A 26,980-nucleotide genomic window follows, 5' to 3' on the forward strand; every position below is an offset into this window, starting at 1 on the left:
CACTTTGCCCAGTGCTGATTAGTTTATCCAAGCCCGCAAATGCGGGCTTTTCTTAGGAAATAACAATGATTAAAAATGCTTTTTACCAATACTTGCGAAGCAGCTTTGTGTTATTCATTCTGCTATTAGCTCCTTATTATGTCAGCGCTAACATCACACCAAAGCCAACAAGCAGCCAATATGGTGAAGATCACTTTCACTTAATGCACAACACACAGATTAGCTATAACCACCAAGATGCAAAACAAGTGGCTCTGCAACTTGCTGAGTTTCTACGCCCACCAACCGGCTATGAATTACCTGTATCACACGCAAAAAATACGATGAAAAACACCATCGCTTTTAACATTACCGACTCAGTAGTGGCTGAGGAAGGTTATCAATTAATAGTAAGAAGTGGTTTTATTGAAATAAAAGCCAGCACAACAAAGGGGTTATTTTGGGCAATGCAATCACTCAGGCAACTGCTCCCCATTGAAATAGAATCGCGTATGCCAATAAACCAACGAAGCTGGCTAATTACCAATGCAGAAATACTCGACGAACCTCGCTTTACTTATCGTGGTATGCATTTAGATGTCAGCCGCCATTTCTTTGATGTGAGCTTTGTAAAACAATACATTGATTGGCTCGCAATGCATAAGTTTAATGTTTTTCAATGGCATCTAACCGATGATCAAGGCTGGCGTATAGCCATAGATGCATACCCTAAACTTACAGAAATAGGCGCTACACGCCCTCATACTGTTGTTGGTCATACTTATGATTACAAACCTTTGTTTGATAATCAAAGCGTTTCAGGTTTCTATACAAAAGCACAAATCAAAGAAGTCATAGAGTATGCTAAAGCACGTCACATCGAGGTGATCCCTGAGATAGATATTCCAGGGCACAGCACGGCATTACTGGCTGCTTATCCTGAGCTGTCTTGCCACCAGCAGGCTGTCGACGTACAAGCACAATTTGGTATTTTTGAAGACGTGTTATGCCCTCGCGAGGATGTGTTTGAGTTTTTATCTGTCGTTTACAAAGAAGTAGCTGCACTTTTCCCTAGTAAATACATCCATATAGGGGGTGATGAAGTAATAAAAAAACAATGGTTAGAAAGCCCCGTTGTGAAAAAATTAATGCAGCAACATGACCTCACTACGCCAGAGCAAGTACAAAGCTACTTTATTAAGCGAGTTGCTAAAATAGTGCAAGATCTTGATAAAACAGTCATCGGCTGGGATGAAATTTTAGAAGGTGGAGTTGCAGATGATGCTGTTATCATGTCTTGGCGAGGAACCGAAGGAGGCGTACAAGCAGCAAAAATGGAACATCAAGTCATTATGAGCCCATACCAGTATATCTATTTTGATGCCTATCAATCTCGTAACCTTGATGAACCCAAAGCAATTCATGGACTATCGAGTTTAAAAAATGTCTACCAATACGACCCTGAACCTAGCCATTTAACTTCACAGCAGCGCGAATACATTATAGGTGCTCAAGGCGCACTTTGGACTGAGTATATAAAAACACCGCGTCATGCTGAATACATGCTATTCCCTAGACTCAGTGCGCTGAGTGAAACCTTGTGGTCAAACAAAGAGGGTAAATCATGGCATGATTATAGTCAAAATCGCTTACCTCGCTTATTAAAGCGCTATCAAAAAATGCATATAAACACCGCTAAAAGTAGCTATAAACCGATTATTAGCAGCACTGTGCAAAACAATAAACTACTTGTCACTATAACCACTGATATCGCAGATACCGCTATTTATTATACGCTTGATGGCAGCGAACCCACTTTAGCCTCTAATAAGTATCAAGCACCTATCACGATTCAATCAAACACCCAAGTCCGTGCTCGTAGCTATGTGAAATCGCAAGGGCAACTTATTGGCGATGCACGTCTTACACTTAGCCCTCACCTAGCACTGGGTAAAAGCATCACCCTAACTTACCCTGCAGCTGAGCAATCAGCGCATAAATTGCAAGATGGTCAGTTTGCATTTGATCAGTTTTATAGTGTCGAAGATTACGCTATTTTTTATGACACCGATCTTGAGGCCATTATTGATTTTGAATCACCGACTTTAGTTAAACAAGTGCAATTAGGCTATAACAGTGGTCGCCACCGTCAGTTGCATCCGCCAACAGAAATAGTCATTCTCGGCTCTGATGATAAGCAGCAATGGACAACACTGGCAAAAGTAACCTCACCGCAGGGTCCTATGTCGGTGTTATCTTTTCAGCCGACAACATTACGCTTTTTAAAAGTGATCGCTATCAATAGCAAGAAATCTCAGGATATTCAGATCCCTAAGCTTCCTTTATATATTGATGAAATTGCAGTTCATTAACGTGCCCAGCCCTAATACAAAAGCAGTATTTAGGGCTTTTTTTAAATTTTAATTCCCAAATTTTCTTCTTAAGACGTTTATAAAATTAGAGTCAACTTGCGGTACCAGCTCTATCTATACAATAACAATGTCTTAGGAGCCACCATGTTTGCAAAGAAGCACACAATTACAACAACACTATCGAGCTTAGCACTACTCACAGCAAGCCAATTTAGCATTGCACAACCTCACCCCGATAACCTTGCTTTAAGTTGGCAAGTTATTGACCACGGGATTGGTGAAAATATTTTTCTTGGTAGTTTAACAATCACCAACAATGGCTCAGAACCATTAGGTGAATCAGGCTGGTCGTTATTTTTTAGCTCAGTAAGACCACCAGCCAGTGTTCTGCCTGACTCTGACCCAAACGGACAATACGCGCGCCAACATATTGCCGCACAAAAACTAAGCCTAGAAAATGCAGATGCCGCCAAAAGCGGTGATTACTTTGTTTTAAAACCTATTGCAGGTTTTACGCCTATTCAACCTGGGGAGTCGCGTGAAATTGAGATCATTGCTCAATACTGGCAAATGCTGAAAAATGACTCTCCTTCTGGATTTCATATCAGCTATAACGGACAAACGCCTCAAGCTGTACTTGTTGATGTGTTTATGGACCCTAGTGATCCTAAACAAACGACACAGGCCACAAATGATGTGATGCCCGTGCAAACCACTGCATTAAGATATGCTGAAAATAATGCATCGACTCTCTCATTGCCATTAAAAAACCAGTTAGTTCCACAACCTCATTCAGTCGTTACAATTGACAATGAGTTTTTAACATTGATGAGTCAACTAACAACGATTTCTGCACCAGCATCACTCAATAAAGAAGCGGCTTTTTTACAAACTGCTTTAAGCGACATATTAAGTGGCACATTTGCACTCAATACAACAACTCAAAATGGCCCAAATCATATCAAGTTACAACTTGATCCACATTTAGATACTAACCAAGATAATCAAGCTGATAAAAGTGCCTACAAACTAGAAGTAGATCCATTTACAGGTATTACAATTACAGGCAGCGATGAGCAAGGTGTATTTTACGCAATACAAACACTACGCCAGATGATCCCCACATCGGTGTATAAAAACGCAAAAAACTCAAGCACCTTATCCGACAACACCATTCTACCGGCCACGACGATTTTAGACGCTCCTCGATTTGAGTACCGCGGCATGATGCTTGATGTTTCTCGTAACTTTCAGTCTAAGGAAACTGTGTTTAAGTTGTTAGATTTAATGGCTTTTTACAAACTAAATAAGTTTGAGATTAATGTCGCCAACGACGAAGGCTGGCGATTAGAAATTCCTGGTATTCCTGAGTTAACTGAATTTGGTGCTAAGCGTGGCTATGACCTCAATGAAACATCTATGCTGCATACATTTATGGGCGCAGCCAATGAATTTGCTCAAGGTGATGGCATTGACAATAAACCAAGTGATAAAACAGCTGCGAATTTAGGTACCCTGCCCAGTTTTCAAGGGTTCGAAATCGCGCAGCAAAACTACCTAGGTAAGGGCTGGGGTTTTTACACTGTTGAAGACTTTAAAGAAATTTTGCAATACGCAGCCGACCGTCATATTGATGTTATTATTGAATATGATTTTCCTGCTCATGCCCGCGCAGCAATTAAAGCGATGGAATATCGCTACAATAAGTACAAAAATACAGACCCAATCGAAGCGTCTAAATATAGATTAATCGACCCACTCGACCAGTCTCAATATTACACACCACAGTTTTACACTGACAACTTTATCAATCCATCTCTAGAGAGCACGTTTACTTTCTTAAATCATGTTATTGAACAAACACGTGCAATTTATGATGCAGTACCTGATGCAACCATCACACGCCTGCACGGCGGGGGCGATGAATTGCCTCACTTAGGTCCAAATGAATGGTGGGCACAATCTCCTGCAATACAACAAAACCCTGCCACAGCAGGAAAAACAGATGCTGAAATTTTTGATTACTTCTTTCTTCGTTGGAAGCAAATAATTAATCAACACGGCTTCGATATGGCAAGTTGGGGAGACGTGTTATCTCACAACGGCACAGGCAATGTTGACTACGGCGATATCTACCCTGTGTTTTGGAATAATGTCTGGGGCTGGGGAAATGAACATCAAGCTTATAAGTTCGCAAACCAAGGTAAAAAAGTAGTACTTGCTCATGCAACTAACTTGTATCTTGATTTAGCTTACAACAAGCACCCTGATGAAATTGGTTATCATTGGGCTGGCTATACAGACACGAAAAAGACATTTGAGTACCGCCCATTTAATATTTATGCCAACGCGGTAAAAGACAAACTTGGCAACCCTGTACCATGGGATCCTAAGTGGGTTTTACTCAGTGAAACGGGTAAACAAAACGTGCAAGGTATTCAGGCACAGCTATTTGGTGAAAACCAAAAATCACCCGAAATACTAGACTACATGACATTTCCTAAGTTACTCGGTGCAGCAGAGCGAGCTTGGGTGCAAGATATGCCAGCCGAAGGTTTAGCCATTGAACAAGCATGGCATACATTTACAAACACATTAGGGCAACATGCCTTACCACTATTGGACTACTACCAAGTTGTCGATATTAATGCTCAAATGCCTAAACAGTTTGGAGTAAATTATCGCATCCCACTTCCTGGGGCGACGATAGATAATGGCCAGTTAATCGTTAATACACGATTTGTTGGCATGCAGACCCAGTACTCATTAGACAATGGAATGACATGGCATGACTATACAGGACCCGTAACATTAACAACATCAGCTGCTGTTCAACTAAGAACAGTGAGTGATTCAGGCAAAGTGAGCCGAGTGGCCACCTTGAATTAATAGTCAACACTGACGAGCCGACTATGTTCGGCTCGCTACATGCAATACAAATGGAAGAGTAGGATGCGGATTCATGCCACCGTTATTATCTTTTAGACGCAAATCCATTGATTCAGTCGATACCGAATCAGACTGTCAGCGTAGTCGCCGCCAGCAAGTTGAGCAGTTGTTTTTAAAGCAACAGCAAAAACTGATACGTCATATCATGAGTAAAGGACTAGACAAACGTGAAGCAGAAGATGTTGCGCAAGAAGCCTTTGTTAAGCTGCTAGGTTTAGAGCAAGAAAAAATAAGCAATTACATCGCTGCTTACCTGTATAAAATAGCAACAAATTTAGCAATAGATAAATTGAGACGTAAAGCACGCAGCCCATTTGATGAGTTTATCTCTGATACAGATAACAGCACGCAACCTGTCAGCTCTATAAACCCAGAGAAGACACATCATAATAATGAGTTGCTAAAAGAAATGGAAAAATCTCTCATTAGTTTGCCTGATAAATGCAGACTGGCATTCTTGTTATATAAAATACGAGGACAAAGCTACGAAGAAATAGCTTTAACCTTACAGATTTCACCCAGTATGGTAAGAAAATATGTTTTACGTGCAGTTCGTCATTGCTACCAGCAATTGCAACATGAGCTTTAGTCATGAGTTTTAAGGATCTTAGCATGAACCCATCACCGAACGACTTAGCAAATATCGAAGAGCAAGCTGCTGAGTGGTTACTTGTATTAGATGAAAAGTTTACTGAAAGCGAAACAAATCGCTACCCTGACGAGCTTAACGATTGGCTAGCTCAAAGCACAATCCATCGTGAAGTGTTTGAAAAAATGCAGTCGCTTTGGACGGCATCAACCACATTAAGTGATGAGTTTGTGGCACAGCAATTGGCTGAGCTTGATGCTGTTACCTCTAACAAAACAAATTCTAAATATCGCGCTATAACAGGCTATTTAGCCATAGCTGCAAGCTGCTTGCTATTTGGTTTTATTTTTTTAGTAAATCAAGAGTCGCCTTTAAAAACAATGAGCACTGTGAGCCCCCAAGCAAGTGCAAATGACAAAGTATCAAATGAATTTTTTCATACCACAATTAATGAACATCGCTCTTTTACTTTAGACGATGGCAGTCAAATAGATTTAGGTGCGAATACTCAACTTGCCGTTCGTTATAGCAGCGCATCTCGCGAACTAATTTTATACCAAGGCGAAGCACTATTTAACGTCAGTAAAGATAAACAAAGACCCTTTGTTGTGCGTTACCAAAACAGTGAAGTAACAGCATTAGGCACCGTATTTAATGTACGAGCAAATCCAGCCTCTATTCGTGTTGATGTACTAGAAGGCAGTGTCTCTGTGGCTCAACAAGACGCTGTCACACTCACTCAAGGACAAGCTGTCGAAATGACAAAGGCAGGTAAAGTCACACACACTAAAGCACAAGGTGACTCGCTGACTATGAGCTGGCAAAAAGGCTATTTAGTCTATCAAAACGCGCGCTTGGGTGATGTGCTTAATGATGTTGCAAGGTACAGTGAAGTTCAGGTTAACTTAAGCGATAAAAAACTAACAGAACTCACCTACAACGGCACATTCTTAACAACCGAGATCGAAGGTTGGTTAAGTAGTTTAGAAAAAATTTACCCTATTACAGTGACTCAAAAAGGCCGTGTTTTTACATTGACAGCAGATTAGCTAAAAGTGTCATAGCGAAAATAAGCTAAAAGTGGTACAAAGTTTAAACAATAATAAAAATATCTAATTAAACTATGTTGTTAAGACTATTAGCCACAACACTAATATGGTTAATATTATTTACTAGCAAAGCACATGCTACCACTGACTATGCATTCGATTTAGCTGAAGCAACCTTGCAACAGCGCTTGCTTGATATTGCAACGCAAAGTGGCTGGCAGCTCAATGCTGCCTCAATCACTGAGCATAGCGTGCTTCCACCTTTACAAGGGGACTTCACGTTGAGTGAAGTACTCACTGACGTCCTGCAAGGCTCTCGCTATCAGTTCACACTCGCTTTGACTGAGCAACGCATCTTTGTCACGTTATCAAAGCAAACGCCCACTGATGACTTTGAACGCATCATCGTAACAGGCGTCAGTGGTAAAAGTCGTAATATCTTAAATTCTTCCATTTCTATTACACAACTATCCAGCTCTAAGCTTGAGCAACAAACACCTTATTCAAGCGCTGAGGTGCTTAAAAATGTCACCGGTTTTTGGGTTGAAGACTCAGGCGGCGAAACAAACAATAATGTCTCACCAAGAGGCTTAAGAGGCGGTGAAGGGTTTCGTTTTATTAGTTTGATGGAAGATGGCTTACCCATTACGTACGATGGAATATGGGGGGATTTTTTCTTACGACCCGATCTGACCCACCAAACCATCGAAGCTGTACGTGGTGGTAGCAGCGGTATTTTTACCCTTAATGGCCCTGCGGCTATGGTGAACTATATAACAAGGCAAGGCTCTGCAATACCATTTAACCTAATCAAATTAAGTCATGGCATTAGCTATGATTACACACGCTTTGATGGTGTCTTTACGGGCCCTTTAACTGATGAACTGTTTTATACAATCGGTGGATTTTACCGTACCTCAGATGGTATTCGTGAACCTGGCTATAAAGCGGATAAAGGAGGCCAATTCAGTACAAAAATCAGTTGGTTAACTGACAGTTTTGAGTTTGACTTTAGCTACAAACACCTAAATGATAAAACCAGCTTTTATGCTCCGCTAATTTTAGAAAATAAACAAAAAATTCAACAACTCGATAGTCTTGCCTATGACGATGGCACGCTATTAAGTGACGATTTAAAATTGTTAGCGTTTCGCACTCCTGAAGGCCCGCTTGTTCATGATTTAGGTGATGCTCAGCATACACAAATGAATAGTTACACGTTAGTGTTTAAAGCGCCACTGAGTGACAAAGTAAATATCACTAACCGCACTCGTTACGCCAAGCTAAACAATGAACTTTACACGCTTATGAACTTAGGCAACCAAACCATTGTTGATGCCCAAAGCCGTTTACAACAACAAGATATAACCGATTTTAAACACTCTTTTGCAGATACAGATTTAACCGCACAGTACCGACGGGTCAGCGACCACAAATTAATCGATGACCCTAGCCGCCTCAATGAAAATGGCTTAGTCACCTCCAGTTTCCCACTGCACTCACACTACAAACAACAACAGTTGATTAACCACTTTCGAATCAATTACCTTGATGAGCACTGGTCACTCAGCTTAGGGCATATTTATGCGCGCAGCGACTTTAGCTCATTACCCCTTGACCAATGGCTTGGTGAATTACTCACTGATGTAAAGCATCAACCTGATCGTTTAGAAATTGTACTGACAAATAATCAAGGAGAAGTTGTTGGTAACTTCAATGAACAAGGCTTTTTATCGTATGCAGGTCCTGTGTATTTAAAAGGAGTAGGTTTATCTGAATCCCATTCTTTTTATGCTAATTTTGATTGGCAAATCACAGACAGCCTTAGGTTTGACCTTGCGCTTCGTAATGAAAACCTCAACTTAGACAGCACCCTATTTGAAGGCGCAATATCATCAACCGATTCGCTAAAGCCTTATTACTCGCATTACCTTGCCCCAAGTTCATTACATGACACATTTAACCAAACAGCGTTTAGTGTTGGCGCTAATTATCAGATACAGCAACACCTTGCGGTATTTGCTCGCTACTCAGACGCTTTTGAAATGCCTCGATTAATTAATTTTGGTAATGCGCGTGGTTGGGCTTCCAACAATATTGAGCGAGACCAGCAAAACTTTGGCAAGCCAATACGTTTAACCTTGGGTGAAATTGGTTTACGACTGCAAACATCACAATGGCAATTTAGTGGGGCTTTATTTGATACTAATTTTGACCCGCTTCCTTTTACTGTTTATAGAGGTGCAACGGGGCCACAAAAGGCAATTTTAATTAACACACAAACGCAAGGGTTAGAATTTGAATTCAGCTACCAATACAACGCATCTTGGCAATTCAAAGGCGTTGGGGTGTGGCAAGATGCAGGGTTCTACGGGATCCCATCATATCTTCCTCAAAGCGAGTTTAATGGTAATCAAATAACCCGTACACCCGAGCTACAGTTTAGACTAACACCTGAGTATAAGTCAGACAATTTTCAAGCTGCAATCACATGGGCTTACATCGGCCAGCGATACTCAGATACCGCCAATCAATTCGCCTTGCCTGCTTATCAAACATGGGATTTTTTCAGTGAGTTCACCATGAATGAGCAATTAAGCTTACAGCTAGAAATTAAAAACCTCACCAACACACTTGGTTTAACAGAAGGCAATCCCAGAGATGATTTAAACCACCAAGATCCCCTATTTTATGGGCGACCTATATTTGGTCGTAATATAAAAGTCGCCCTAAGCTATCAGTTTTAGTAAAACCTATTCAGGCCAATCTTGTAGTGCTTTCAAAGTAAACTCGTAACCATCGTAACTGAGCAAACTTTGCTCTGGCGTAATCTCGACCACTGACAGCACACCTATACTGTCACCTTCATATAATTCACGGCCATTTAGCTTAATCCAACGTTTTGATGTTTCTGACGCATAAATATGTGCCTGATACTTAATCGTAGGTAACTGATTTTGTAGCGATACAGGTAATAGCTCTATGGGCTCGGCATACGATGAGTTTTTCGTACTGTGAGTGACTTCTGAAAAATGCTGGCTATCAACATCCTGCACCGCTTTAGCAAATGCATCTTTCAACGTATCGGGCACATCTTTAAGCTCGTCATTGTCGGAGGTTTGCTGAGGGGGGGCTGATGGCTCGCTATTTAGCGGCTTACCCAATACCTTATATTTACTTAAATCAATACCTTGGTCGCTTACCTTTTGCGAGCTATTATTTTGCATCATTTGCACAGGCTGTGAAAACTGCGGCTGTGTTTGATAAACCGGTTGGCCTTGATAAATTGGCTGCTGATAAACAGGCTGCCCCTGATTAACATACACAGGAACTGAATTTACAGGCACCTGAACCCATTGATATTGTTGCCCTTGCACTGGCATTTGCTGCATTGAAGGTTGCGGGGGTTGTGTTGACGTTACAGCCGCATTTATTGCGTGTGGCTGAGCAGTCGTTTGCGCAGCATCAGTGGCAGCTTGTTCCGTATTCTCCACTAACTCGTTTTTATCAATCGTTTGCTGCGTGCTTGTAACAACTGCACTATCCAATGACTTACTGTTTTGTAGCCATTTGCCAATCGAAAACCCTGCCATTAGCGTTAAAATTGCAGCTAATAAAAGCCCAAATGACAGGGCAAGGCGTCTGTAACGAGTTAATTCCTGCTGCTGTTTTAATTGTAATGCAGCTTGGTCATGCTCAGCGGCGGTTTGCTCATGCTGACCAGATTGTTTAATTGCATCTAAAAGTAATGACATAAATGAGCACTCTTTATATTAGGTAGGATAAACCAATACCCACACCTAATACGACTAAAAATGAAACAGGATAAAGCCAAACATAATTGGATTGTGTATTGGCGGTTGCTGTAATGACGGTGCTACTTGGTGGCAAAGCTTCCTCAGCAGAACGCATCACCAGTTCACTATCTATGCTCAACTTTTGTTGAGAAAAAGCACCCACTAAACAGCGTTCACACAATAAGTTAATCAACCTAGGAACGCCCTGCGTCACTTGGTAGATAGCCTTTAGAGCATCCCTTGAGAACAACGCTTGTTCGGTTCCTGCTTTAGACAAACGATGTTTAACATACGCAAATACTTGCCCTTCTGTTAGCGGTAATAGGTGATAGCGTGCTGTTATACGCTGTGCCAATTGCCTAAGTTCTGTGCGTTTAAGTAATGCTTGTAGCTCTGGTTGTCCCACTAAAACGATTTGTAATAGCTTTTTATGATCCGTTTCTATATTGGTCAATAAACGCAATTGCTCAAGTACATCAGGAGCAAGTAATTGCGCTTCATCAATAATTAAAATAGTGTGGCCACCAGCACTATTATTTGACTCCAAATGCTTTTTGATCACATCGGTTAATGTTTTCAACGTCGCATTATTGCTGTCGTAAGTAATATTTAATTCATCACAAATACTGGCCAACAATTCAAGTTGCGATAAGGCAGGATTATGAATTTGTGCAACTTGTGTATTTTCTGGAAGCTGTTCTTGCAGGCTTCTTGTTAATGTTGTTTTCCCTGTACCAACCTCACCTGTCAGCAATACAAACCCTCCCGCTTCTCCTAGGCCGTAAGTTAGATGCGCTAACGCTTCTTTGTGGCGCTCACTGAGAAATAAATATTCAGGGTTCGGAGCAATCGAAAAAGGTTTTTCTGACAAGCCAAAATAGCTTAAATACACCGTGATATTCCTTGCGTTTAAAATCACGGCCTATAATGGCAAAAAAAAACGCCACTTAAAACCTTGTTCGCATTTTAATGGATAAATAACGTAAAATACCCAAAAGGCAAAATAGCAGGTGAACTATGCAGGTTTATTTAGTGGGTGGCGCAGTCAGGGATGCCCTACTTGGTCGTCAGATAAAAGAGCGTGATTACGTTGTGGTTGGTGCGACACCAGAAGAACTACTTAAGCAAGGCTATCAACAAGTTGGTAAAGATTTTCCTGTTTTTTTACATCCAAAAACAAAAGAAGAGTATGCACTCGCTCGCACAGAGCGAAAACAAGGAGAAGGTTATACTGGCTTTATCTGCGACTTTACCCCTGATGTCACCTTAGAAGAAGATTTAATACGCCGTGATCTAACCGTTAATGCGATTGCTCAAGCGAAAGACGGCACATTGTTCGATCCCTTCAACGGCCAAAACGATATTAAAAACCGTGTTTTACGCCATGTGTCTGATGCTTTTAGTGAAGATCCTTTACGCATTCTACGTGTTGCTCGCTTTGCAGCCCGTTATCATTACTTAGGCTTTACCATTGCACCTGAAACTAACCGTTTGCTTGTGTCCATGGTGGCCAATGGCGAGCTTGAAACACTCACTGCAGAACGTATTTGGTTAGAATGCGAAAAGTCATTAAGTGATGGAGCCTTTGCTGAATTTTTGAATGTATTATTCGACATTAAAGGCTTACACGTAATAAGCCCTTCACTTGAAAAGCAGTGGGACTGTGCCTTATATCGAACCTTACAAGCTCGTTTTAATTATGCGCAACAACGTGGAATTACCAATACTGCATTACTGTTTAGCCAAGTAACACTTTCGCTCAGTGAAGAGGCAATTAAAACGCTCGCTCTGAAAATTCGTTTACCCAATGAAGTACGAGATTTAGCATTAAACACGCAAGCACACAGGCAAACACTGTGTGCTAGTCAATTAGATAGCGATGCAGTTTTGAGATGCTTTAATCAGCTTGATTTGTGGCGACGCCCAGAGCGTTTCGAGCAGGTTTTAGAAACGCTTGAGATCAGTGAACAAAAACCACTTAACTTTGCTAATGAACTTAAACAGGCTGCCAAGCAGGCACGCGCTGTAAATCCTCAGCAGTTTATTGCTCAGGGAATAAAAGGGGCTGATATAAAAACCGCGCTTGAAAAAGCGCGGCTAGAAATAATTCAACGTTACTTTTCGTAACGAACTAGGCGTAAATACAGATCTGACGTTTTCGCATGTAAGCTATTTACGCCTTTATCAAATTGATAAACCCAAGCAAGATCAGTTCGTTCTTTACCTGAGGTACTGCTCCAGTAGTTTTGTAATTTGGTGGCATAGAAAACTTGTTCATTAATGCTCGGTTGAACACATTGATGTTCTAAAATACTCGCCAATTCTTTTATGTTTGGTACATGCCAGTCGTTATACTGAGCATAATCACTCATCGTTGCGCCGCGTAATGCCTCACCCCATGATAATTGTTGGCTAGTTCCTTCACAGTTTAATGTTTCTGTATTATAGCTTTGACCAAAGCTACAGCGTTGCCACATTAACCCTGTTTTGCTATCACTTACCGTGCCATCGTCATTAATAACAAACCGCGTTGTTGGCGTCGTTTCTGCGACACCGTCATAACACACTTGTGCTTGAGCAACACCGGCTAATGCTGCAAATAATCCAACCGATACTAGCAAAGATAATTGACGCATTTTACTCTCCTGGTGTTCTAACTAAGCGAACAAACGCTGTATTGTTTTTTGGATACGCTAAATCGTTCGCGCTACTCATATCAATAATATAGGCCTGCGATAAACTCGTACCATCAGCAGCAGTTTGTGATGTCCAGTACGGCATAAATGCGTCACTATTACTGCTTAACTGGGTCGCATCAGGTTGATTTGGGAAAAACTCACTACTCAGTAAGCTTACTTCACCTTGTTTAGAGTAATCGAGCAAGCCTTGCAACTCAGTATAAGTAGGCACTCGCCAGTTTGTGCCCCCGCAAAAATCAGTGGCATTAACTTCTTCTACATAAGTTTGTAAACCACAGGCGGTATTACTTGGACATGTTGAGTTTGGCGCACCTTGCACACTTCCTGTTTGTGCTCCATTGCCCTCATCTAAATACCAAGTGTAGTGATTTGTTGAGGCACGGACAGTCGTTGCCGGCGGCAGTGCTGAACTTGCCGCTTTTACTTCCCAAATCAGCCCCGTAACATTATCTCGAACGCAGCTAAAGTTTGTGGCGTCATCGGGCAACTCATCTGCAAATTGGTTTAATTTTGTGAAATCAAATGCCAAGTCGCCTTGTCCTACCTTATCAAGCTGATTAGCAACACTGTCTCTGCCTAAATCAGCATCTTGATTAGGGAAATCGTCACTGTTGCAATTAATTTTTTGCGAATTGTTATAACAATCATTCATGCCCGTATCGTTAATGTAACCAAGTGGTTTAGGCCTGATATCAATAACAACTGTATCATTATCACTGCGTGACTTACTATCCGTTACAGTGACTTCAAAACTGAGTGCTGTATCCGTATCAACATCTGGAGCTGTGAATGAAGTAATACATTGATTTTGATTTGCAAGTGTCACAACGTCGCCCGTTAACTGCTGCCAAAAACATTGTTTGGTAGTGGTGACAACCTCACTATTAGTCGCATCAAGTGTTACGGTATCAAACTCAATAACTTGCTGATCTTGTCCTGCATTTGCAACGATGATCTCGTTCGTTTTATTTAACGTGAACGTTTGTTCGATACTTGCAGAGCCCCCTTCGTCATCAGTGACAGTCAACTGCCATGTCATTTGTGTATTCGCTTCAAGCAGAGGGTGATTAAAGCTGATTGTTTTATCTGTATAGCTATTGATAACGAGATCTGGGCCTAACAGTTGTGACCAAAGATAACCGTTTATTGAACCATTTTCGTCAAGATCGAACGACTCTTCACCACTTAAAATAATTTCATCATTATACTGAGAAGGGAGTTCTTCAGGGGCGATTTGTGTGATCACTGGTTGTGGAAGCTGATTATTAGAGCTGATAAAAATGCTCACTTCATCGCTCACTAACTGCCCATCGGTTGTTTGGTAATCTACACGAAGTACAAGTTCTGAATCGAGCTTAATATCAGGAGCAGTTAAAGACTGCTCAGCACCGTCAGCAGGAAACCCTTCTATAGCGGGGCCACTCACACGCTGCCAAGTAAAGGTACCATCCGCTGGCGAGCCTTTTGCAACGACAGTAAATTCACTTTTTTCTATTATTTGTTGATCTGCGCCTGCGTTAACTGTCGCAGCAGTAGAGGTATTGTCGCTATCACTACCACCACCGCCGCCACATGCTGTTAGTGTTGTAATAACAATAGCAAGAAGGGGCACTCGTCTCATGTTTATCACCTTAGAAAACAAAGCCAGACTCATTTCCAGCCGTCAAATTAGTGAATACCAAGCAAGTAAAGTGCCAAATTAAAGAAGGGCTTAGAGATAGCTATCCTGATGAATACGCACAAATAGCTTAGTGCCTACTTTACTGTAATCCACCTTATACTCTCGTCCATCTAAAGATTGAATAAAGAGCAAACGCTTTTCTTCTGCAAAAACATCTGCACTAGTAATATAAACCATTTCAAGGTAGCGCTCTTTCGCTTCACGACGATTTTTTGGCAGTTCTTCTTTAAAAGGTTCAAGCCCATTTTGGGTCACCTTAATTCGTGGGTGGTTTTCGCCATTCACGATAACTAGATCGAGCTTTCTATCTTTATGAATTATCGTGTTTCGACCACTTTTAATAAAAGAACGTTCTTGACTCATAGCCTTATCCTGCTTACTACCACCTAACGATTCACATTTTTGTGTAATTGAGTATTTATAAACTCATTAGGGTTTAATTTCCAACGATTTAAATATGCACTAAATTGCCAAATATCAGTATCGAGTACATTGGCAGGTAACAGTAGATCATACCCTGTCAATTGACCAAGATGCCGCGTTCGATTGGCAAACATAGCTATCAATCCTTTGTAACGCTGCCCGCTTGGAGCCGTGTATTGCGTATCCTCAATTAACCATTCTGATGGGCAATCCCCATTTTTGCAATGTTTTTGAACTACTTGCATAAATAGGTGACGCTGTTCAATCAATAATCGCCCTGCGATTCTTGGCTGGATCTGCATCAAAAACTCATCTATGTTATTGAGTTTAATACCAACTGCATTTAACTCAAGGTATTCTAAGCCTTGTTCCACTTTTGGTATACCACTATGATGAAAATTCTCTCTATTTAACTGCCAATATCCGACTTTATGACGATAAATGAGCGCATCTTCGCAGAAAGTGAAACTAAAGTAGGGTTCCTGCGTTTTTAAATAACCAATGAATATTGCTGCAATGCAGCTACTTGCAAGAAAAATCTCGATAATGCTAATTTCGCCAGGCCTTAGCAAATTAAATAACATAATAAATGTTAGCCCAATCCCACCCACAAGCAAAAATTCGATACCATGACGGGATGCGTGAGCACGAATATTCAAAATATCAGACATATTAACCGTACACAGAAAAATAAAATACGAACATAACAATCCCCACTAACACGACTTTTCGTAACATCAGGCAGTAGTTACATTTTGACTCTTTACTCATAGCAAATACTCACTTTTAGTTACATTTCAGGAACAAACTCAGCCATTTTTTTACTTTTACGCCAAATGCACAAATTTACGGGATACCTGACATACTCGACACGTACTAATTTTGTACACTACACTCAACTAATTCTCTGGTAACACAATGATGTATTCTACACAATCTGGCAAAGCGCTTTTTCCTTTTATTATTACCCTGTTATTAGGGTTATGTGTTTATTTGTACTTACCTTCAAGCCAAGGTGAACAAACTGGCTTTGGTGATACTGCAACTCAGGTCAGCGCGCACACCGTTACCTCAGAAGAAAATGCGGTACTTATCGAAGCAATAGGTAGTGCTCGCGCTAACCAAGCCATTTATATTCGTAGTGCCCAAAGTGATTATGTGACTGATATCTACTTTAATGATGGCGACTTGGTCAGTAAAGGTCAAAAACTCGTACAACTACAGTCACAAGAAGAACAACTGACCGTTAAAGAACTCAGTATTAACCTCAGAGAAGAGAAACGCCAACTAGAGCGCTTAACTGAGCTTTCACGCTCACAAGCAACAGCTAAATCATTACTTGAAGAGCAATTATCACGTGTAGATGCAACCGAAGCTCAGCTTGAAAGTGCAAAAACAAAATTAGCCGAAATGACAATTACAGCGCCATTCTCGGGATTGTTAGGTAAACGTGAGATATCTATTGGTACCTATGTAAGTAGCGCCACAAATATTACCACCCTTGATGACATCAGCATTATTAAAGTTGATTTTAAAGTGCCTGAAAAATACCTAGCACAATTACAGCTAGGTATGAAAGTTATGACTCAAAACGATGCCTACCCAGAAAAAACCTTTAATGGCAAAGTGACTCACATTAGCTCACGCATTGATTCTGTAACACGCAGTGTTGAAGTGACAGCCAGCTTTGTAAATAGTAGCCGTTTACTACGCCCAGGTATGCTACTAAATACCGCCTTACAGCTTAGTTCAAACCAAGCGCTTATGGTGCCAGAAAAAGCAGTTATTCCTCAGCAAGATAAACACTATGTTTTCCAAATTGAAGACGGTGTAGTGAACAAGGTTGAAGTGCACGTTGCTGGCCGTCACAATGGTTGGGTTGCTATTGATAAAGGCCTTGAGAATGGCCAACAAGTTGTCACCGAAGGGATCATTAAAATCCGTACCGGCAGTAAAGTTAGTATCAAGGGCTAAAGCATGAAAATTACAGATACTAGCGTTAAACGTCCGGTCTTTGCGATCGTAATAAACTTATTGCTGCTTACCTTTGGTCTCGTTGCATTTTCAATGCTACCACTGCGTGAATACCCTGATATTGAAACGCCAATTGTGAGTGTAAGCACTGAGTATACAGGAGCCAGCGCAGAGATAATCGAAACCAAAATAACCCAAGTACTCGAAAACCGCATATCGGGTATTGAAGGTATCAAAAGTATTAACTCGTCAAGCCGCAATGGCCGCTCTAACATCACCATTGAATTTAATATCAGTCGTGATATTGATGCTGCATCAAATGATGTTCGTGAGCGTGTAGCGAGAGCACTTGATAGCCTACCTGAGCAAGTTCGCCCACCCGAAGTATCAAAATCAAATAGTGATGAAAGTCCGATTGCTTGGTTCGTACTAAACAGTACAACGATGGACTCATTACAGCTCTCTGACTACGCACAGCGTTTTATTGTCGACCGTTTAGCCGTTGTTGACGGTGTTTCAAACGTTCGTGTAGGTGGTGAGCGTAAATACGCAATGAAAATTTGGCTAAACCGCAAAGCCATGGCTGCTCGAGGTATCACCAGCAGTGACATCGAAAATACCCTTCGTACAGAAAACGTAGAACTTCCTGCAGGTGAAATTGAATCGATTGACCGTGACTTTACCGTTCGTACTGCCCGCAGCTATAAAGACCAGCGTGATTTTAGAAACCTTGTTATTAAGCGTGGTGATGACGGCTACTTAGTTCGCCTTGGCGAAGTTGCAGATGTTCACTTAGAAGCAGCCGACGACGAAAGCCTATTTCGTGGTAATGGTCGAAATATGATTGGTTTGGGTATCGTAAAGCAAGCCAAAGCGAATACCTTAACTGTGGTTGATAACGCTCGCGCTGAGCTTGAAAAAATCAAACGCAACTTACCTGAAGGTACCACCATTGAAGACAGTTATGACTCGTCTGTTTTCATCAAAGAGTCGATTGATGAGGTGTATCGTACCCTTGCAATTTCAATGGCACTCGTTGTATTAGTTATTTACTTATTCCTTGGCAATATTCGCGCAACCTTAGTGCCGGCTGTAACAGTACCTGTGGCACTTGTTGGTAGCTTTATGTTCTTACTTGCAATGGGCTACTCAATCAACTTACTTACCCTGCTCGCTTTAGTGTTAGCTATCGGCCTAGTGGTAGATGACGCCATTGTTATGCTTGAAAATATCCACCGCCGAATTGAGCTTGGCGAGCCGCCTTTACTTGCAGCATTTCGTGGTGCCCGTGAAGTAGGATTTGCTATTATTGCCACCACACTTGTGCTCATTTCTGTATTCGTGCCGTTGGTATTTATGGATGGCCGAATTGGCGCGTTATTTACCGAGTTTGCTATGGCGGTGAGTGCTGCAGTGTTCTTTTCAAGTATCACAGCACTAACACTGTCTCCCGCTTTATGCTCAAAAGTACTTAAAGCCTCAGAGAAAGAAAGTAAATTTAGCCAATGGATGGATCGCTCGTTTAGCAAAATAGAGAATGCCTATCGCAATTCACTGCAATCGAACATGAGCCGTAAATGGGGTCTATTATTTACCATGATCTTAATGGGTGTTGTCAGCTTTATGCTATTTAAGCAGGTACCATCAGAGCTCACTCCAAAAGAAGACCGCGGCACTTTCTTTATCATGATGAGCGGCCCTGAAGGCGCAAGTTATGAGAATAACGCAGCAAACATGGCCAAAATTGAAGAACGTTTAATGCCTTACTCTGAGTCAGGAGAATTAAGCCGCGTACTTATTCGTGTACCAGGCTGGGGCGGCCAAGGTGGTGTAGCAATCGTTGGTATGGCCGATTGGGATAAACGTAAGCGTTCAACATGGGAAGTGATGGACGAAATTAGCGGTAAAATGACCGAAGTGACAGATATTAGAGCATTTGCAATTATGCGCCGCGGTATTGGTGGCGGTGGCTCATCGCGTCCAATTGAGTTTGTATTACAAGGTAACGATTATGATCAACTCGCCAAATGGCGTGACCGTATCATAGAGCGTGCAGAGAAAAACCCTGGCCTTGTGCGTATTGACCATGATTATAAAGAAACGTTTCCACAGTTTTTAATCAATATAAACAAGAATAAAGCCGCAGATTTAGGCGTATCCGTTTCCGATGTAGGCCGCACTTTAGAGACCATGTTAGGGCAACGACGTGTCACAACCTTTATCGACCGTGGTGAAGAATATGACGTAATTCTCAAAGGGACCAAAGAAGACTTTGCTAACCCAACAGATATCTCGAATATCTACTTGAAATCGCGCAGTGGTGAACTCGTTCCACTGGACAGCCTTATTACCTTAAAAGAGGAAGCAACCGCATCACGATTAAACCGTTACAACCGTATGCGTGCAATCACGTTAAGTGCAAACTTAGCTGATGGCTACACACTAGAAGAAGCACTTAATTTCTTGAACCAAGTAGCCGCTGAAGAGAATGACATTGATGGAGCCATTGATTATAAAGGTGAATCGCAGTTGTTTTACGAAGGTGCATCAGCGATGACTTATGTGTTCATTCTTGCGCTCACAGTGACCTTCTTAGTACTTGCAGCCCAGTTTGAAAGCTTTATACATCCATTTGTGATCATGCTAACCGTGCCACTAGGCTTAGCTGGCGCGCTCTTTGGTTTATGGTTTACAGATCTGACGTTAAATATTTACAGCCAAATAGGTATCGTGATGTTGATTGGTTTGAGCGCCAAGAACGGTATCTTAATTGTTGAATTTGCTAACCAACTACGTGACAAAGGCGTTGAATTTAACGAAGCCATTACCCAGGCGGCAACACAACGCTTACGCCCTATCATCATGACGTCACTCACCACTGTGATGAGCTCTGTTCCGCTTGTACTTGCAAGTGGCCCAGGTGCAGAAAGCCGAATGGTTATTGGTGTTGTGGTATTTACCGGTGTTATTGTAGCTACGTTACTAACATTATATGTAGTTCCCGCAGCGTACACAGCGCTTGCCCGTAATACTCAGTCACCCGAATACTTACAAGGTAAACTTGAACAGCAAGCGAAAGACAAACCGCTGGAAGACATTTAACGAGTCTTTAGCGATAATAAAACGCCGTCTTTACGGCGTTTTGTTTTTTCAGCTATAGTCAGCAAAAAGGTGAGGAAATTAAAATGGAAAACAACATACAAATAGCCACTTTTGGCGGTGGTTGCTTCTGGTGTATTGATGCCGCATTTAGACGTGTTAAAGGTGTGCTAAACGTCAGCTCTGGTTATGCTGGTGGTGACATTGAAAACCCGAGTTATCAGCAAATTTGTACTGGCTTAACCGGTCACGCCGAAGTCGTCCAGCTTGATTTTGACAGCAGTATTATTAGTTACCACAGCTTACTTGAAATGTTTTTTACTTTGCACGATGCCACGCAACTAAACCGTCAAGGTAATGATGTTGGCACCCAGTATCGCAGTGTTATTTATTACCACGATGAACAACAAAAAATGGCGGCTGAGACAATGATTGCTAACTTACAAAAGCAAATTCGCGAACCAATAGTCACTGAAATAAGCCCACTCACTAACTTTTACCCTGCGGAGCAATACCATCAAGACTACTATACCGAAAACCCTAACCAAGGCTATTGCAGTATTCTTATTGCACCTAAACTTGAAAAATTCGCTCAGCATTACGCAGATAAACTAAAATAAAAAAAGCCCGCTAAGTAGGTAGCGAGCTTTTAGACGCAGAACTAATAATTTTCTTTATTAGAACTGATAACGGGCACCTACAAACAAGCGACGATCAGCCGTGTTGTAGTAATAAAGCTCGTCGTTGATGAAGTCACCATCTAAGTCAGTGCCATAGGCATCAACGGCGTTGTACTGTTTATCGAACAAATTTTCTACGCGAAGTGATAAGGTTAAATTATCAGTTGCTTGGTAGTGACCGACAAAATTCCACAGAGTATATGAAGGCAAGTGCGTGAGTTTACCATCGCGGTCTCCTCGGTACTGCATATCAATACCCGCATCAAAGTCGCCCCATGCTTTATGTAGTGACCAGTTCACGCTTTGTTTTGATACATAAGTCAGCGCTTCACCTGTTTCAGTATCTTCTGCTGATAGGTAAGTAAAGTTAACGCTATGATCAAAACCAAATACTTGGTTTTCGAAACTAAACTCTATCCCTTCGTGGCGAGCTTCATTGATATTTGTTGGCTGCCAAGCACCAGACGCATTTGGTGCCCATGCAATTTTGTTATCTATTTCATTACGGAAAATCGCAATATCCAAGCTAATGTCATTCACATTTAATGATAAGCCTAACTCTTGGTTATCAGATGTTTCAGGGTTAAGTTCTGGATTACCTGAACCTGGGTAGTAAAGATCATTAAATGTAGGCGATTTAAATCCGGTACTTTGACTTACACGGAATGTTGCGATGTCGTTTAAGTGATAACCCACAGCAGCAGTATAAGTTGTTTCGTCGCCGAACTGTTGGTCATCATCTTGGCGTAGCGTTAAATTAGCAAGTACTTGTTCATCATCATAATAAGCACCAATAAATGCTGCAAACACTTCGCGGCTATCTTTTAAGTAAGTACCAGAGTTAGTATTTACTTCATCTTTATACCAATTTAAACCACCGCTTAGTGTCAGCGCTTGATTGAAAAAGTATTGACCGTTGTAATCGATTTGCTTACGTTCAGTTTCAAACTTATCAACCACAGCAGCACCTGTATAGTCGATACGTGAATCGTCTGAGCTGTCGCTTGAGATTGCAATATCAATCGCATGGCTGTGTTTTTCAAAGGCCTTTTTCCAACCTAATGAAGCTTGGTAATTTTCGAATTCGCCTTTTTCTACCCTGCTATCCGCAGGACTAAAAGAACTATCGTACTGCGCTTCACCTTCTGAGTACTGACCTTGTAATAAAAGTTCCCCTAGTTGCTCATTTTGATAGCCTAGGTTAAAGCCAAGGTTTTTATTTTCATAGCCATCTTCATCGGGTGCTACGCCTTGCAATACATCAAAGCCATCTGTTTTTTCATAACCAGCATTAACAGCAATATCAACACCAGCAAACTGACCACCAGTAGCCACTTGGTACTCTTGGTAAGAATCAGAACCAAATGTAACATCTAAGGTCGTGTTTTGTGCTTTGCGAGTAATAATATTAATCACACCCGCTAATGCATCAGAACCATACACAGCAGCGCGAGAACCTTTAATAACCTCAACACGTTCAATACTGTTTAAAGGAATATTGCTAATGCCTTTATAGCCAAGCGTTGCAGACCCTGTGCGCACACCATCAATTAAGATAAGTGTATGACGTGTGCCTGAACCTCGCAGCGAAACACCTGCGTTTTGACCAAAGCCACCATTGGCATTGATTTGAAAGCCTGCGCGGGTGGCAAGTAAACTTGGTAGGTCTCGCGCATAGCTAGCTTCAATATCTGTGCGGTTAATGACAGTTACGCTGGCCAATACATCATTAATTGATTGTTCGAATTTATTCGCCGTGACTGTAATATGCTCGATTGACTGCTCATCCGCAGACACAGAAAAAGACAACGCAGCAGCAACCGCTACGCCTAAGGTAGATTTATTTAGCATGATATCCCCTAGCCTGTGCCCACCGCACACGCAAATAGTAAGTTACTCCAAGGCCGGTCTCCGGACTTTGCGTATGCAGGGCACACACATTACCGTTGCGGGGGCAGTGTTGGCATTGTTTTCTCCATGAAAACGCACCAGCTTCCCGATTATCTTGCTGCTACTTCAACCTTTGAAGTATAGGTACCTTAGAAGGTACAGCAAGCACCTTGAAAATAGGCCGCTATTGTGATGATTTTAGGGATAAAAGTCAATGGACGGCTATACCGCTAAAGGCTTTTTTATCAACAAAAAAGCCAAACGAATAGACCGCTTGGCTCTTTAGTGAAATTTAATTCATTTTTCATGCACTAGATTACGTATATAGTGCAAACAGCGAATTAATCGCGGAAGTTCTTAAATTGAAATGGCTGACCTAAATCAGCAGTACGCACAACTTGCATCGCTTCTTGTAAATCATCACGCTTTTTACCCGTAACACGTAATTCTTCACCTTGGATTGCTGCTTGCACTTTGATTTTTGAATCTTTGATTAACTTAACGATTTTCTTCGCTACGTCTTTTTCAATACCTTGCTTAAGTGCAACATCACGCATAACGTACTTACCACTGCGCGACTCATCTTTAAGCTCAAGGCTAGATACATCTAAACCACGCTTTGAAATTTTCGCAGCGAGAATATCAAAAAGCTGCATAACTTGTTGTGGTGCTTCAGCTTTTAGCTTGATTACTTTATCACTTAATTCGATTGATGCATCAACACCACGAAAATCAAAACGCGTCTCAAGCTCACGCTTAGCGTTGTCTACTGCATTTTGCGCTTCGTTCATTTCTACTTCAGAAACAATATCAAATGAAGGCATGGGGTTCTCCTAACAAATTTTCAAAATTAATATGGCAAGGATTATAACGTCAATTTTATAAATCTTTACATATTTCTGCACGCCGTTCAGGTGCGATAATAATTATGTTTGATATACTGCGGATTCATTTTTAAACGACTTTTAGGATTTTTTCGTGACAAGGCGCGTTTACCAAGTTCTTTTTTTAATAAGCATTATCGGCTTCACTTTCTTATTCGCCAAAGAAATTAAAGGCGTCGGTAGCCTTTTTCCACATATAGATAAAGTCGCACATTTTGGCATTTTCTTCGTGCTCGCAATGGTAATGGATAAAGCATTTAAACTCCCTCTTGTAGTTCAAATTCTGCTACTTGCAGGCTATGGTGCTGCTATTGAATTTATGCAAGATATGCTGCCTTACCGACAAGCTTCTGTTGGTGATTTTGTTGCTGACTTTATTGGTGCTGTAAGCTACTTTGTTATAAAGCTTGGTTTTCATTTAGGTAATAAGCAACGCAATGGCTAAGACTCTCATTGTTGGTGATGGCGCAATTGGCTTATTATTTAGCTATTTTTTATCCACGCAGCATGACATCACATTACTTACCCGAAAACCAACCCTGACCACCCGCTTCTATCAAACGAGTAATGGTAAATCACACCCTATTAAAGCTCGTCTTATTAATCATCAAGAGCTTGCAGGGTCTGCCCCCTTTGACTTGGTGGTGATCACTGTTAAAGCATTTCAGGTGCAAGCGGCTTTTAAGCAAATAACACCTTACCTCAGTAAAGAGTGCCAGATCGTTATCTCTCATAATGGTATGGGTAATGTCGATGAACTCAATGCCCAGCTGTTAGCTACTCAGGGGTTAGCGTTTTTAACAACGCGTTTAGCTGGGTTTAAAGTAACACCTTATAGTGTAAACCATACTGGAAATGGTGAAAGCGTGCTGGGTGCATGTAATATCGCTGCAAGTGAAAAGCTCAACGAACTTAAACACCTATTTAGCAGCCTACCGCACTTTTCTATAAGCGATGATATTCACGCATTGCGCTGGCAAAAACTGTTAGTGAATATTGCTATTAATCCATTAACAGCCATTCATAACGTTAAAAATGGTCAGTTACGTGCACCGCAATTTAGTACCCGTATCATTAATTTGCTCAGCGAAGCTTGCCTTGTGGCTAATAAACAAGGTATCAAAGTAAAGCTCAACGAGGCACTGGAGCAGGCCTATTGTGTGATGACTGCAACCGCTGAAAACTTTTCATCTATGCAGCAAGACATCAGCCATAATAGAGAGTCTGAAATTGATGCTATTTGTGGTTATGTATGTGAGCAAGGTACAAAGCTGGGTGTAAAAACCCCTCATAATCAAGCAATGCTCAGTTTGATAAAAACCAAATCAGCTGAGTTTTCATAAAAAGTAAGCACGCTTCAAGGGAAAAAGTAAACGGCGCGTAGGCATGAGCGCGAAATAAGTAACTCCACCAGCCATTAAAAAAGCGCGAACGTGTCGCGCTTTTATCAGTATCCTTTATGGGCGATACACTTTTACATTACTGTAGCCTTCTTCGTGCAGGATCAGCGCTTGCAGCTGGCTCATTACCCCTTTCGCACAATATAGGTAATATTCTTTATCTTTTGGTAAGTCGCCAAATTTAGTGGCTAAACGGAAGAAAGGTAAATGCACAACGTCAATACCTTCCAGCTCCAGTGGATTGGCATCTTCTTCCTCAGGTGAACGAATATCTACAACAACCGCCCCCTCTGGTAAGTCAGATACAGATTCAGCCTCTTTCACTTCTTCTTTTGCTTCGGTGTCGATATCACGGATATCCATCACACGCGCATTTTCAACTACCGTATTTAGCACGTCGAAATCAAACTTAGCTTCTTCGGCAAGAATCGTTTTGATTTTAGCTTTAACTGTTGGCTTTTTAGAGATCACACCACAGTATTCAGGCATGCTTTCTGCCATTTCAGCCGTACCAATTTGACGCGCAATATTAATAATATCTTGCTTGTCGTGTTGGATTAACGGACGAATGATTAAAGTTTCAGTCACACGGTCAATCACACTCAAATTCGCAAGTGTTTGACTTGAAACTTGACCAATACTTTCACCCGTTACAAGGGCTTGTACACCTAGTTTTTCTGCAACTTGGCTACCGGCACGCATCATCATACGTTTAAGAACCACACCCATTTGGCTGTTTTCTACGTTTTCAAGGATTTCAGCAACAACAGGTTCAAAATCAACAGTCACAAACTTAACTTTATGAGTAGAGCTGAACTGTTTCCAGATATAATAGCTTGCTTGCTTAACACCGATTTCGTGTGCAGCACCGCCTAAGTTAAAGAACAAGAAGTGAGTACGCGCCCCCTTACGAATCATTTGATAACTGGCAACACCAGAGTCAAAACCACCCGACATAAGCGACAGTACATCTTCTTGTGTTGGTAGCGGGAAGCCCGCTATACCTAAGTGAGTTTGGGTAACGATATAGGCTTTATCATCACGCACTTCTAAACGTACTGTTACTTCAGGGTGAGATAATTTAACGCGCGCCCCTTCAACATGCTGGTTTAAACCACCACCTACGTAGCGCTCTACATCGCTCGATGTGAAGTCATGCTTACCTGAACGCTTACAACGCACGCAGAATGTTTTGCCTGCTATAGTGTGGCCAATTAGTTCAAGTGCTTTTTGGTAAATATCGTCGATTGAGTCGAAGTCTGTTTCTGTTACTTCAATAAACTGTACGATACCAGGAATGCGTTTTAAGCCATCAATGATATCTAAGCGAACTTGCTCAGAGTCTAGGAGGCTTACCACTGAGATATTGTCCCAGTTATTTCTAACCTGCACTTTTTCGTCAACGCGACGTAAAACGATCTTAATGTTATTTTCTAATAACTTGGTGAAACGCTTACGAACAGACTTACTCTTAATAGCGATTTCAGGATGTAATTTGACGATAAATTTAAGCAT

The 26,980-nt window shown here is 41.4% G+C and carries 20 protein-coding genes and 1 riboswitch; of the genes, 11 read left to right on the top strand and 9 right to left on the bottom strand.

The genetic code is table 11. From position 1 onward, the window contains the following. The first annotated feature begins 65 nt into the window (after positions 1 to 65). From L3V38_RS15285 to L3V38_RS15305, 5 genes are all read left to right on the top strand, one after another. On the top strand, positions 66 to 2,351 hold the full coding sequence (locus L3V38_RS15285) for a family 20 glycosylhydrolase (RefSeq protein WP_237119922.1): 2,286 nt from the start codon (positions 66 to 68) through the stop codon (positions 2,349 to 2,351). A gap of 144 nt (positions 2,352 to 2,495) precedes the next feature. Beyond that, a complete protein-coding gene (locus L3V38_RS15290; protein ID WP_237119923.1) occupies positions 2,496 to 5,240 on the top strand; it encodes a family 20 glycosylhydrolase in 2,745 nt (914 codons plus the stop codon). Between the two features lie 73 nt (positions 5,241 to 5,313). Further along, positions 5,314 to 5,889, top strand: coding sequence for an RNA polymerase sigma factor (locus tag L3V38_RS15295; protein WP_062568768.1), 576 nt, complete (start codon positions 5,314 to 5,316; stop codon positions 5,887 to 5,889). Between the two features lie 23 nt (positions 5,890 to 5,912). Continuing rightward, entirely contained in the window at positions 5,913 to 6,938 is a 1,026-nt protein-coding gene (locus L3V38_RS15300) for a FecR domain-containing protein (protein ID WP_237119924.1), read from the top strand. 74 nt (positions 6,939 to 7,012) lie between these two features. Beyond that, entirely contained in the window at positions 7,013 to 9,685 is a 2,673-nt protein-coding gene (locus tag L3V38_RS15305) for a TonB-dependent receptor (protein WP_237119925.1), read from the top strand. Between the two features lie 6 nt (positions 9,686 to 9,691). Here L3V38_RS15305 and L3V38_RS15310 read toward each other — a convergent pair whose 3' ends face one another. Next, a complete protein-coding gene (locus L3V38_RS15310) occupies positions 9,692 to 10,693 on the bottom strand; it encodes a general secretion pathway protein GspB (protein WP_237119926.1) in 1,002 nt (333 codons plus the stop codon). A 13-nt stretch (positions 10,694 to 10,706) separates the two neighbouring features. Continuing rightward, on the bottom strand, positions 10,707 to 11,627 hold the full coding sequence (locus L3V38_RS15315; protein ID WP_062568764.1) for an AAA family ATPase: 921 nt from the start codon (positions 11,625 to 11,627) through the stop codon (positions 10,707 to 10,709). Positions 11,628 to 11,752: 125 nt separating this feature from the next. On the opposite strand from L3V38_RS15315, the gene L3V38_RS15320 reads away from it, so the two are divergent. Next, positions 11,753 to 12,862 (top strand): tRNA nucleotidyltransferase, encoded by a 1,110-nt coding sequence (locus L3V38_RS15320; RefSeq protein WP_237119927.1) that lies wholly within the window; start codon positions 11,753 to 11,755, stop codon positions 12,860 to 12,862. On the opposite strand, the gene L3V38_RS15325 is transcribed toward L3V38_RS15320, so the two are convergent. The 4 genes from L3V38_RS15325 to L3V38_RS15340 all read right to left on the bottom strand — a co-directional run bounded on the left by L3V38_RS15325 (position 12,850) and on the right by L3V38_RS15340 (position 16,209). After that, the gene (locus tag L3V38_RS15325; protein ID WP_237119928.1) at positions 12,850 to 13,371 is read right to left on the bottom strand and encodes a DUF1566 domain-containing protein; all 522 of its coding nucleotides are present in this window, start codon (positions 13,369 to 13,371) and stop codon (positions 12,850 to 12,852) included. The two genes, L3V38_RS15320 and L3V38_RS15325, sit on opposite strands and share 13 nt — an antisense overlap. Before the next feature lies 1 nt (position 13,372). After that, positions 13,373 to 15,055: a DUF1566 domain-containing protein gene (locus L3V38_RS15330; protein ID WP_237119929.1), complete on the bottom strand. Its 1,683-nt coding sequence runs from the start codon at positions 15,053 to 15,055 to the stop codon at positions 13,373 to 13,375. Positions 15,056 to 15,145: 90 nt separating this feature from the next. Beyond that, positions 15,146 to 15,478, bottom strand: coding sequence for a hypothetical protein (locus tag L3V38_RS15335; protein WP_237119930.1), 333 nt, complete (start codon positions 15,476 to 15,478; stop codon positions 15,146 to 15,148). Between the two features lie 23 nt (positions 15,479 to 15,501). Continuing rightward, positions 15,502 to 16,209 carry a DUF2982 domain-containing protein gene (locus L3V38_RS15340; protein WP_130149511.1) on the bottom strand — a complete coding sequence of 236 codons (708 nt, stop codon included), beginning with the start codon at positions 16,207 to 16,209 and terminating at the stop codon, positions 15,502 to 15,504. 250 nt (positions 16,210 to 16,459) lie between these two features. Between L3V38_RS15340 and L3V38_RS15345 the strand changes: the two genes are divergently transcribed. The 3 genes from L3V38_RS15345 (at position 16,460) to msrA (ending at position 21,231) form a co-directional block, all read left to right on the top strand. After that, positions 16,460 to 17,512, top strand: coding sequence for an efflux RND transporter periplasmic adaptor subunit (locus L3V38_RS15345; RefSeq protein ID WP_130149643.1), 1,053 nt, complete (start codon positions 16,460 to 16,462; stop codon positions 17,510 to 17,512). Positions 17,513 to 17,515: 3 nt separating this feature from the next. Then, positions 17,516 to 20,614 (top strand): efflux RND transporter permease subunit, encoded by a 3,099-nt coding sequence (locus L3V38_RS15350; protein WP_237119931.1) that lies wholly within the window; start codon positions 17,516 to 17,518, stop codon positions 20,612 to 20,614. 83 nt (positions 20,615 to 20,697) lie between these two features. Continuing rightward, positions 20,698 to 21,231, top strand: coding sequence for a peptide-methionine (S)-S-oxide reductase MsrA (gene msrA, locus L3V38_RS15355; RefSeq protein ID WP_237119932.1), 534 nt, complete (start codon positions 20,698 to 20,700; stop codon positions 21,229 to 21,231). 57 nt (positions 21,232 to 21,288) lie between these two features. Here msrA and L3V38_RS15360 read toward each other — a convergent pair whose 3' ends face one another. Both L3V38_RS15360 and L3V38_RS15365 read right to left on the bottom strand, forming a co-directional pair. Then, the gene (locus L3V38_RS15360) at positions 21,289 to 23,142 is read right to left on the bottom strand and encodes a TonB-dependent receptor (protein ID WP_237119933.1); all 1,854 of its coding nucleotides are present in this window, start codon (positions 23,140 to 23,142) and stop codon (positions 21,289 to 21,291) included. A 33-nt stretch (positions 23,143 to 23,175) separates the two neighbouring features. After that, a riboswitch (cobalamin riboswitch) is annotated at positions 23,176 to 23,348 on the bottom strand. 174 nt (positions 23,349 to 23,522) lie between these two features. Beyond that, positions 23,523 to 24,005, bottom strand: coding sequence for a YajQ family cyclic di-GMP-binding protein (locus L3V38_RS15365; protein WP_054551104.1), 483 nt, complete (start codon positions 24,003 to 24,005; stop codon positions 23,523 to 23,525). A 154-nt stretch (positions 24,006 to 24,159) separates the two neighbouring features. Here L3V38_RS15365 and L3V38_RS15370 point away from each other — a divergent pair, with 154 nt between their 5' ends. Both L3V38_RS15370 and L3V38_RS15375 read left to right on the top strand, forming a co-directional pair. Further along, the gene (locus L3V38_RS15370; protein WP_130149507.1) at positions 24,160 to 24,510 is read left to right on the top strand and encodes a VanZ family protein; all 351 of its coding nucleotides are present in this window, start codon (positions 24,160 to 24,162) and stop codon (positions 24,508 to 24,510) included. Next, a complete protein-coding gene (locus tag L3V38_RS15375) occupies positions 24,503 to 25,408 on the top strand; it encodes a 2-dehydropantoate 2-reductase (RefSeq protein ID WP_237119934.1) in 906 nt (301 codons plus the stop codon). The genes L3V38_RS15370 and L3V38_RS15375 overlap by 8 nt, the downstream gene beginning before the upstream one ends. Positions 25,409 to 25,522: 114 nt before the next feature. Here L3V38_RS15375 and thiI read toward each other — a convergent pair whose 3' ends face one another. Further along, entirely contained in the window at positions 25,523 to 26,980 is a 1,458-nt protein-coding gene (gene thiI, locus L3V38_RS15380; RefSeq protein ID WP_130149505.1) for a tRNA uracil 4-sulfurtransferase ThiI, read from the bottom strand.

The organism is Pseudoalteromonas sp. L1, assembly GCF_021728095.1.
In the GTDB taxonomy this organism is placed as follows: domain Bacteria; phylum Pseudomonadota; class Gammaproteobacteria; order Enterobacterales; family Alteromonadaceae; genus Pseudoalteromonas.

Excerpts from the sequence above, each read along its gene's own strand:
- L3V38_RS15295 (WP_062568768.1), top strand. The coding sequence starts at position 5,314 with ATGCCACCGTTATTATCTTTTAGACGCAAATCCATTGATTCAGTCGAT.
- L3V38_RS15375 (WP_237119934.1), top strand. The coding sequence starts at position 24,503 with ATGGCTAAGACTCTCATTGTTGGTGATGGCGCAATTGGCTTATTATTT.
- L3V38_RS15365 (WP_054551104.1), bottom strand. The coding sequence starts at position 24,005 with ATGCCTTCATTTGATATTGTTTCTGAAGTAGAAATGAACGAAGCGCAA.
- L3V38_RS15335 (WP_237119930.1), bottom strand. The coding sequence starts at position 15,478 with ATGAGTCAAGAACGTTCTTTTATTAAAAGTGGTCGAAACACGATAATT.
- L3V38_RS15345 (WP_130149643.1), top strand. The coding sequence starts at position 16,460 with ATGTATTCTACACAATCTGGCAAAGCGCTTTTTCCTTTTATTATTACC.
- L3V38_RS15330 (WP_237119929.1), bottom strand. The coding sequence starts at position 15,055 with ATGAGACGAGTGCCCCTTCTTGCTATTGTTATTACAACACTAACAGCA.
- L3V38_RS15325 (WP_237119928.1), bottom strand. The coding sequence starts at position 13,371 with ATGCGTCAATTATCTTTGCTAGTATCGGTTGGATTATTTGCAGCATTA.
- L3V38_RS15340 (WP_130149511.1), bottom strand. The coding sequence starts at position 16,209 with ATGTCTGATATTTTGAATATTCGTGCTCACGCATCCCGTCATGGTATC.
- L3V38_RS15360 (WP_237119933.1), bottom strand. The coding sequence starts at position 23,142 with ATGCTAAATAAATCTACCTTAGGCGTAGCGGTTGCTGCTGCGTTGTCT.
- L3V38_RS15305 (WP_237119925.1), top strand. The coding sequence starts at position 7,013 with ATGTTGTTAAGACTATTAGCCACAACACTAATATGGTTAATATTATTT.
- L3V38_RS15285 (WP_237119922.1), top strand. The coding sequence starts at position 66 with ATGATTAAAAATGCTTTTTACCAATACTTGCGAAGCAGCTTTGTGTTA.
- L3V38_RS15290 (WP_237119923.1), top strand. The coding sequence starts at position 2,496 with ATGTTTGCAAAGAAGCACACAATTACAACAACACTATCGAGCTTAGCA.
- L3V38_RS15350 (WP_237119931.1), top strand. The coding sequence starts at position 17,516 with ATGAAAATTACAGATACTAGCGTTAAACGTCCGGTCTTTGCGATCGTA.
- L3V38_RS15320 (WP_237119927.1), top strand. The coding sequence starts at position 11,753 with ATGCAGGTTTATTTAGTGGGTGGCGCAGTCAGGGATGCCCTACTTGGT.
- L3V38_RS15300 (WP_237119924.1), top strand. The coding sequence starts at position 5,913 with ATGAACCCATCACCGAACGACTTAGCAAATATCGAAGAGCAAGCTGCT.
- thiI (WP_130149505.1), bottom strand. The coding sequence starts at position 26,980 with ATGCTTAAATTTATCGTCAAATTACATCCTGAAATCGCTATTAAGAGT.
- L3V38_RS15310 (WP_237119926.1), bottom strand. The coding sequence starts at position 10,693 with ATGTCATTACTTTTAGATGCAATTAAACAATCTGGTCAGCATGAGCAA.
- msrA (WP_237119932.1), top strand. The coding sequence starts at position 20,698 with ATGGAAAACAACATACAAATAGCCACTTTTGGCGGTGGTTGCTTCTGG.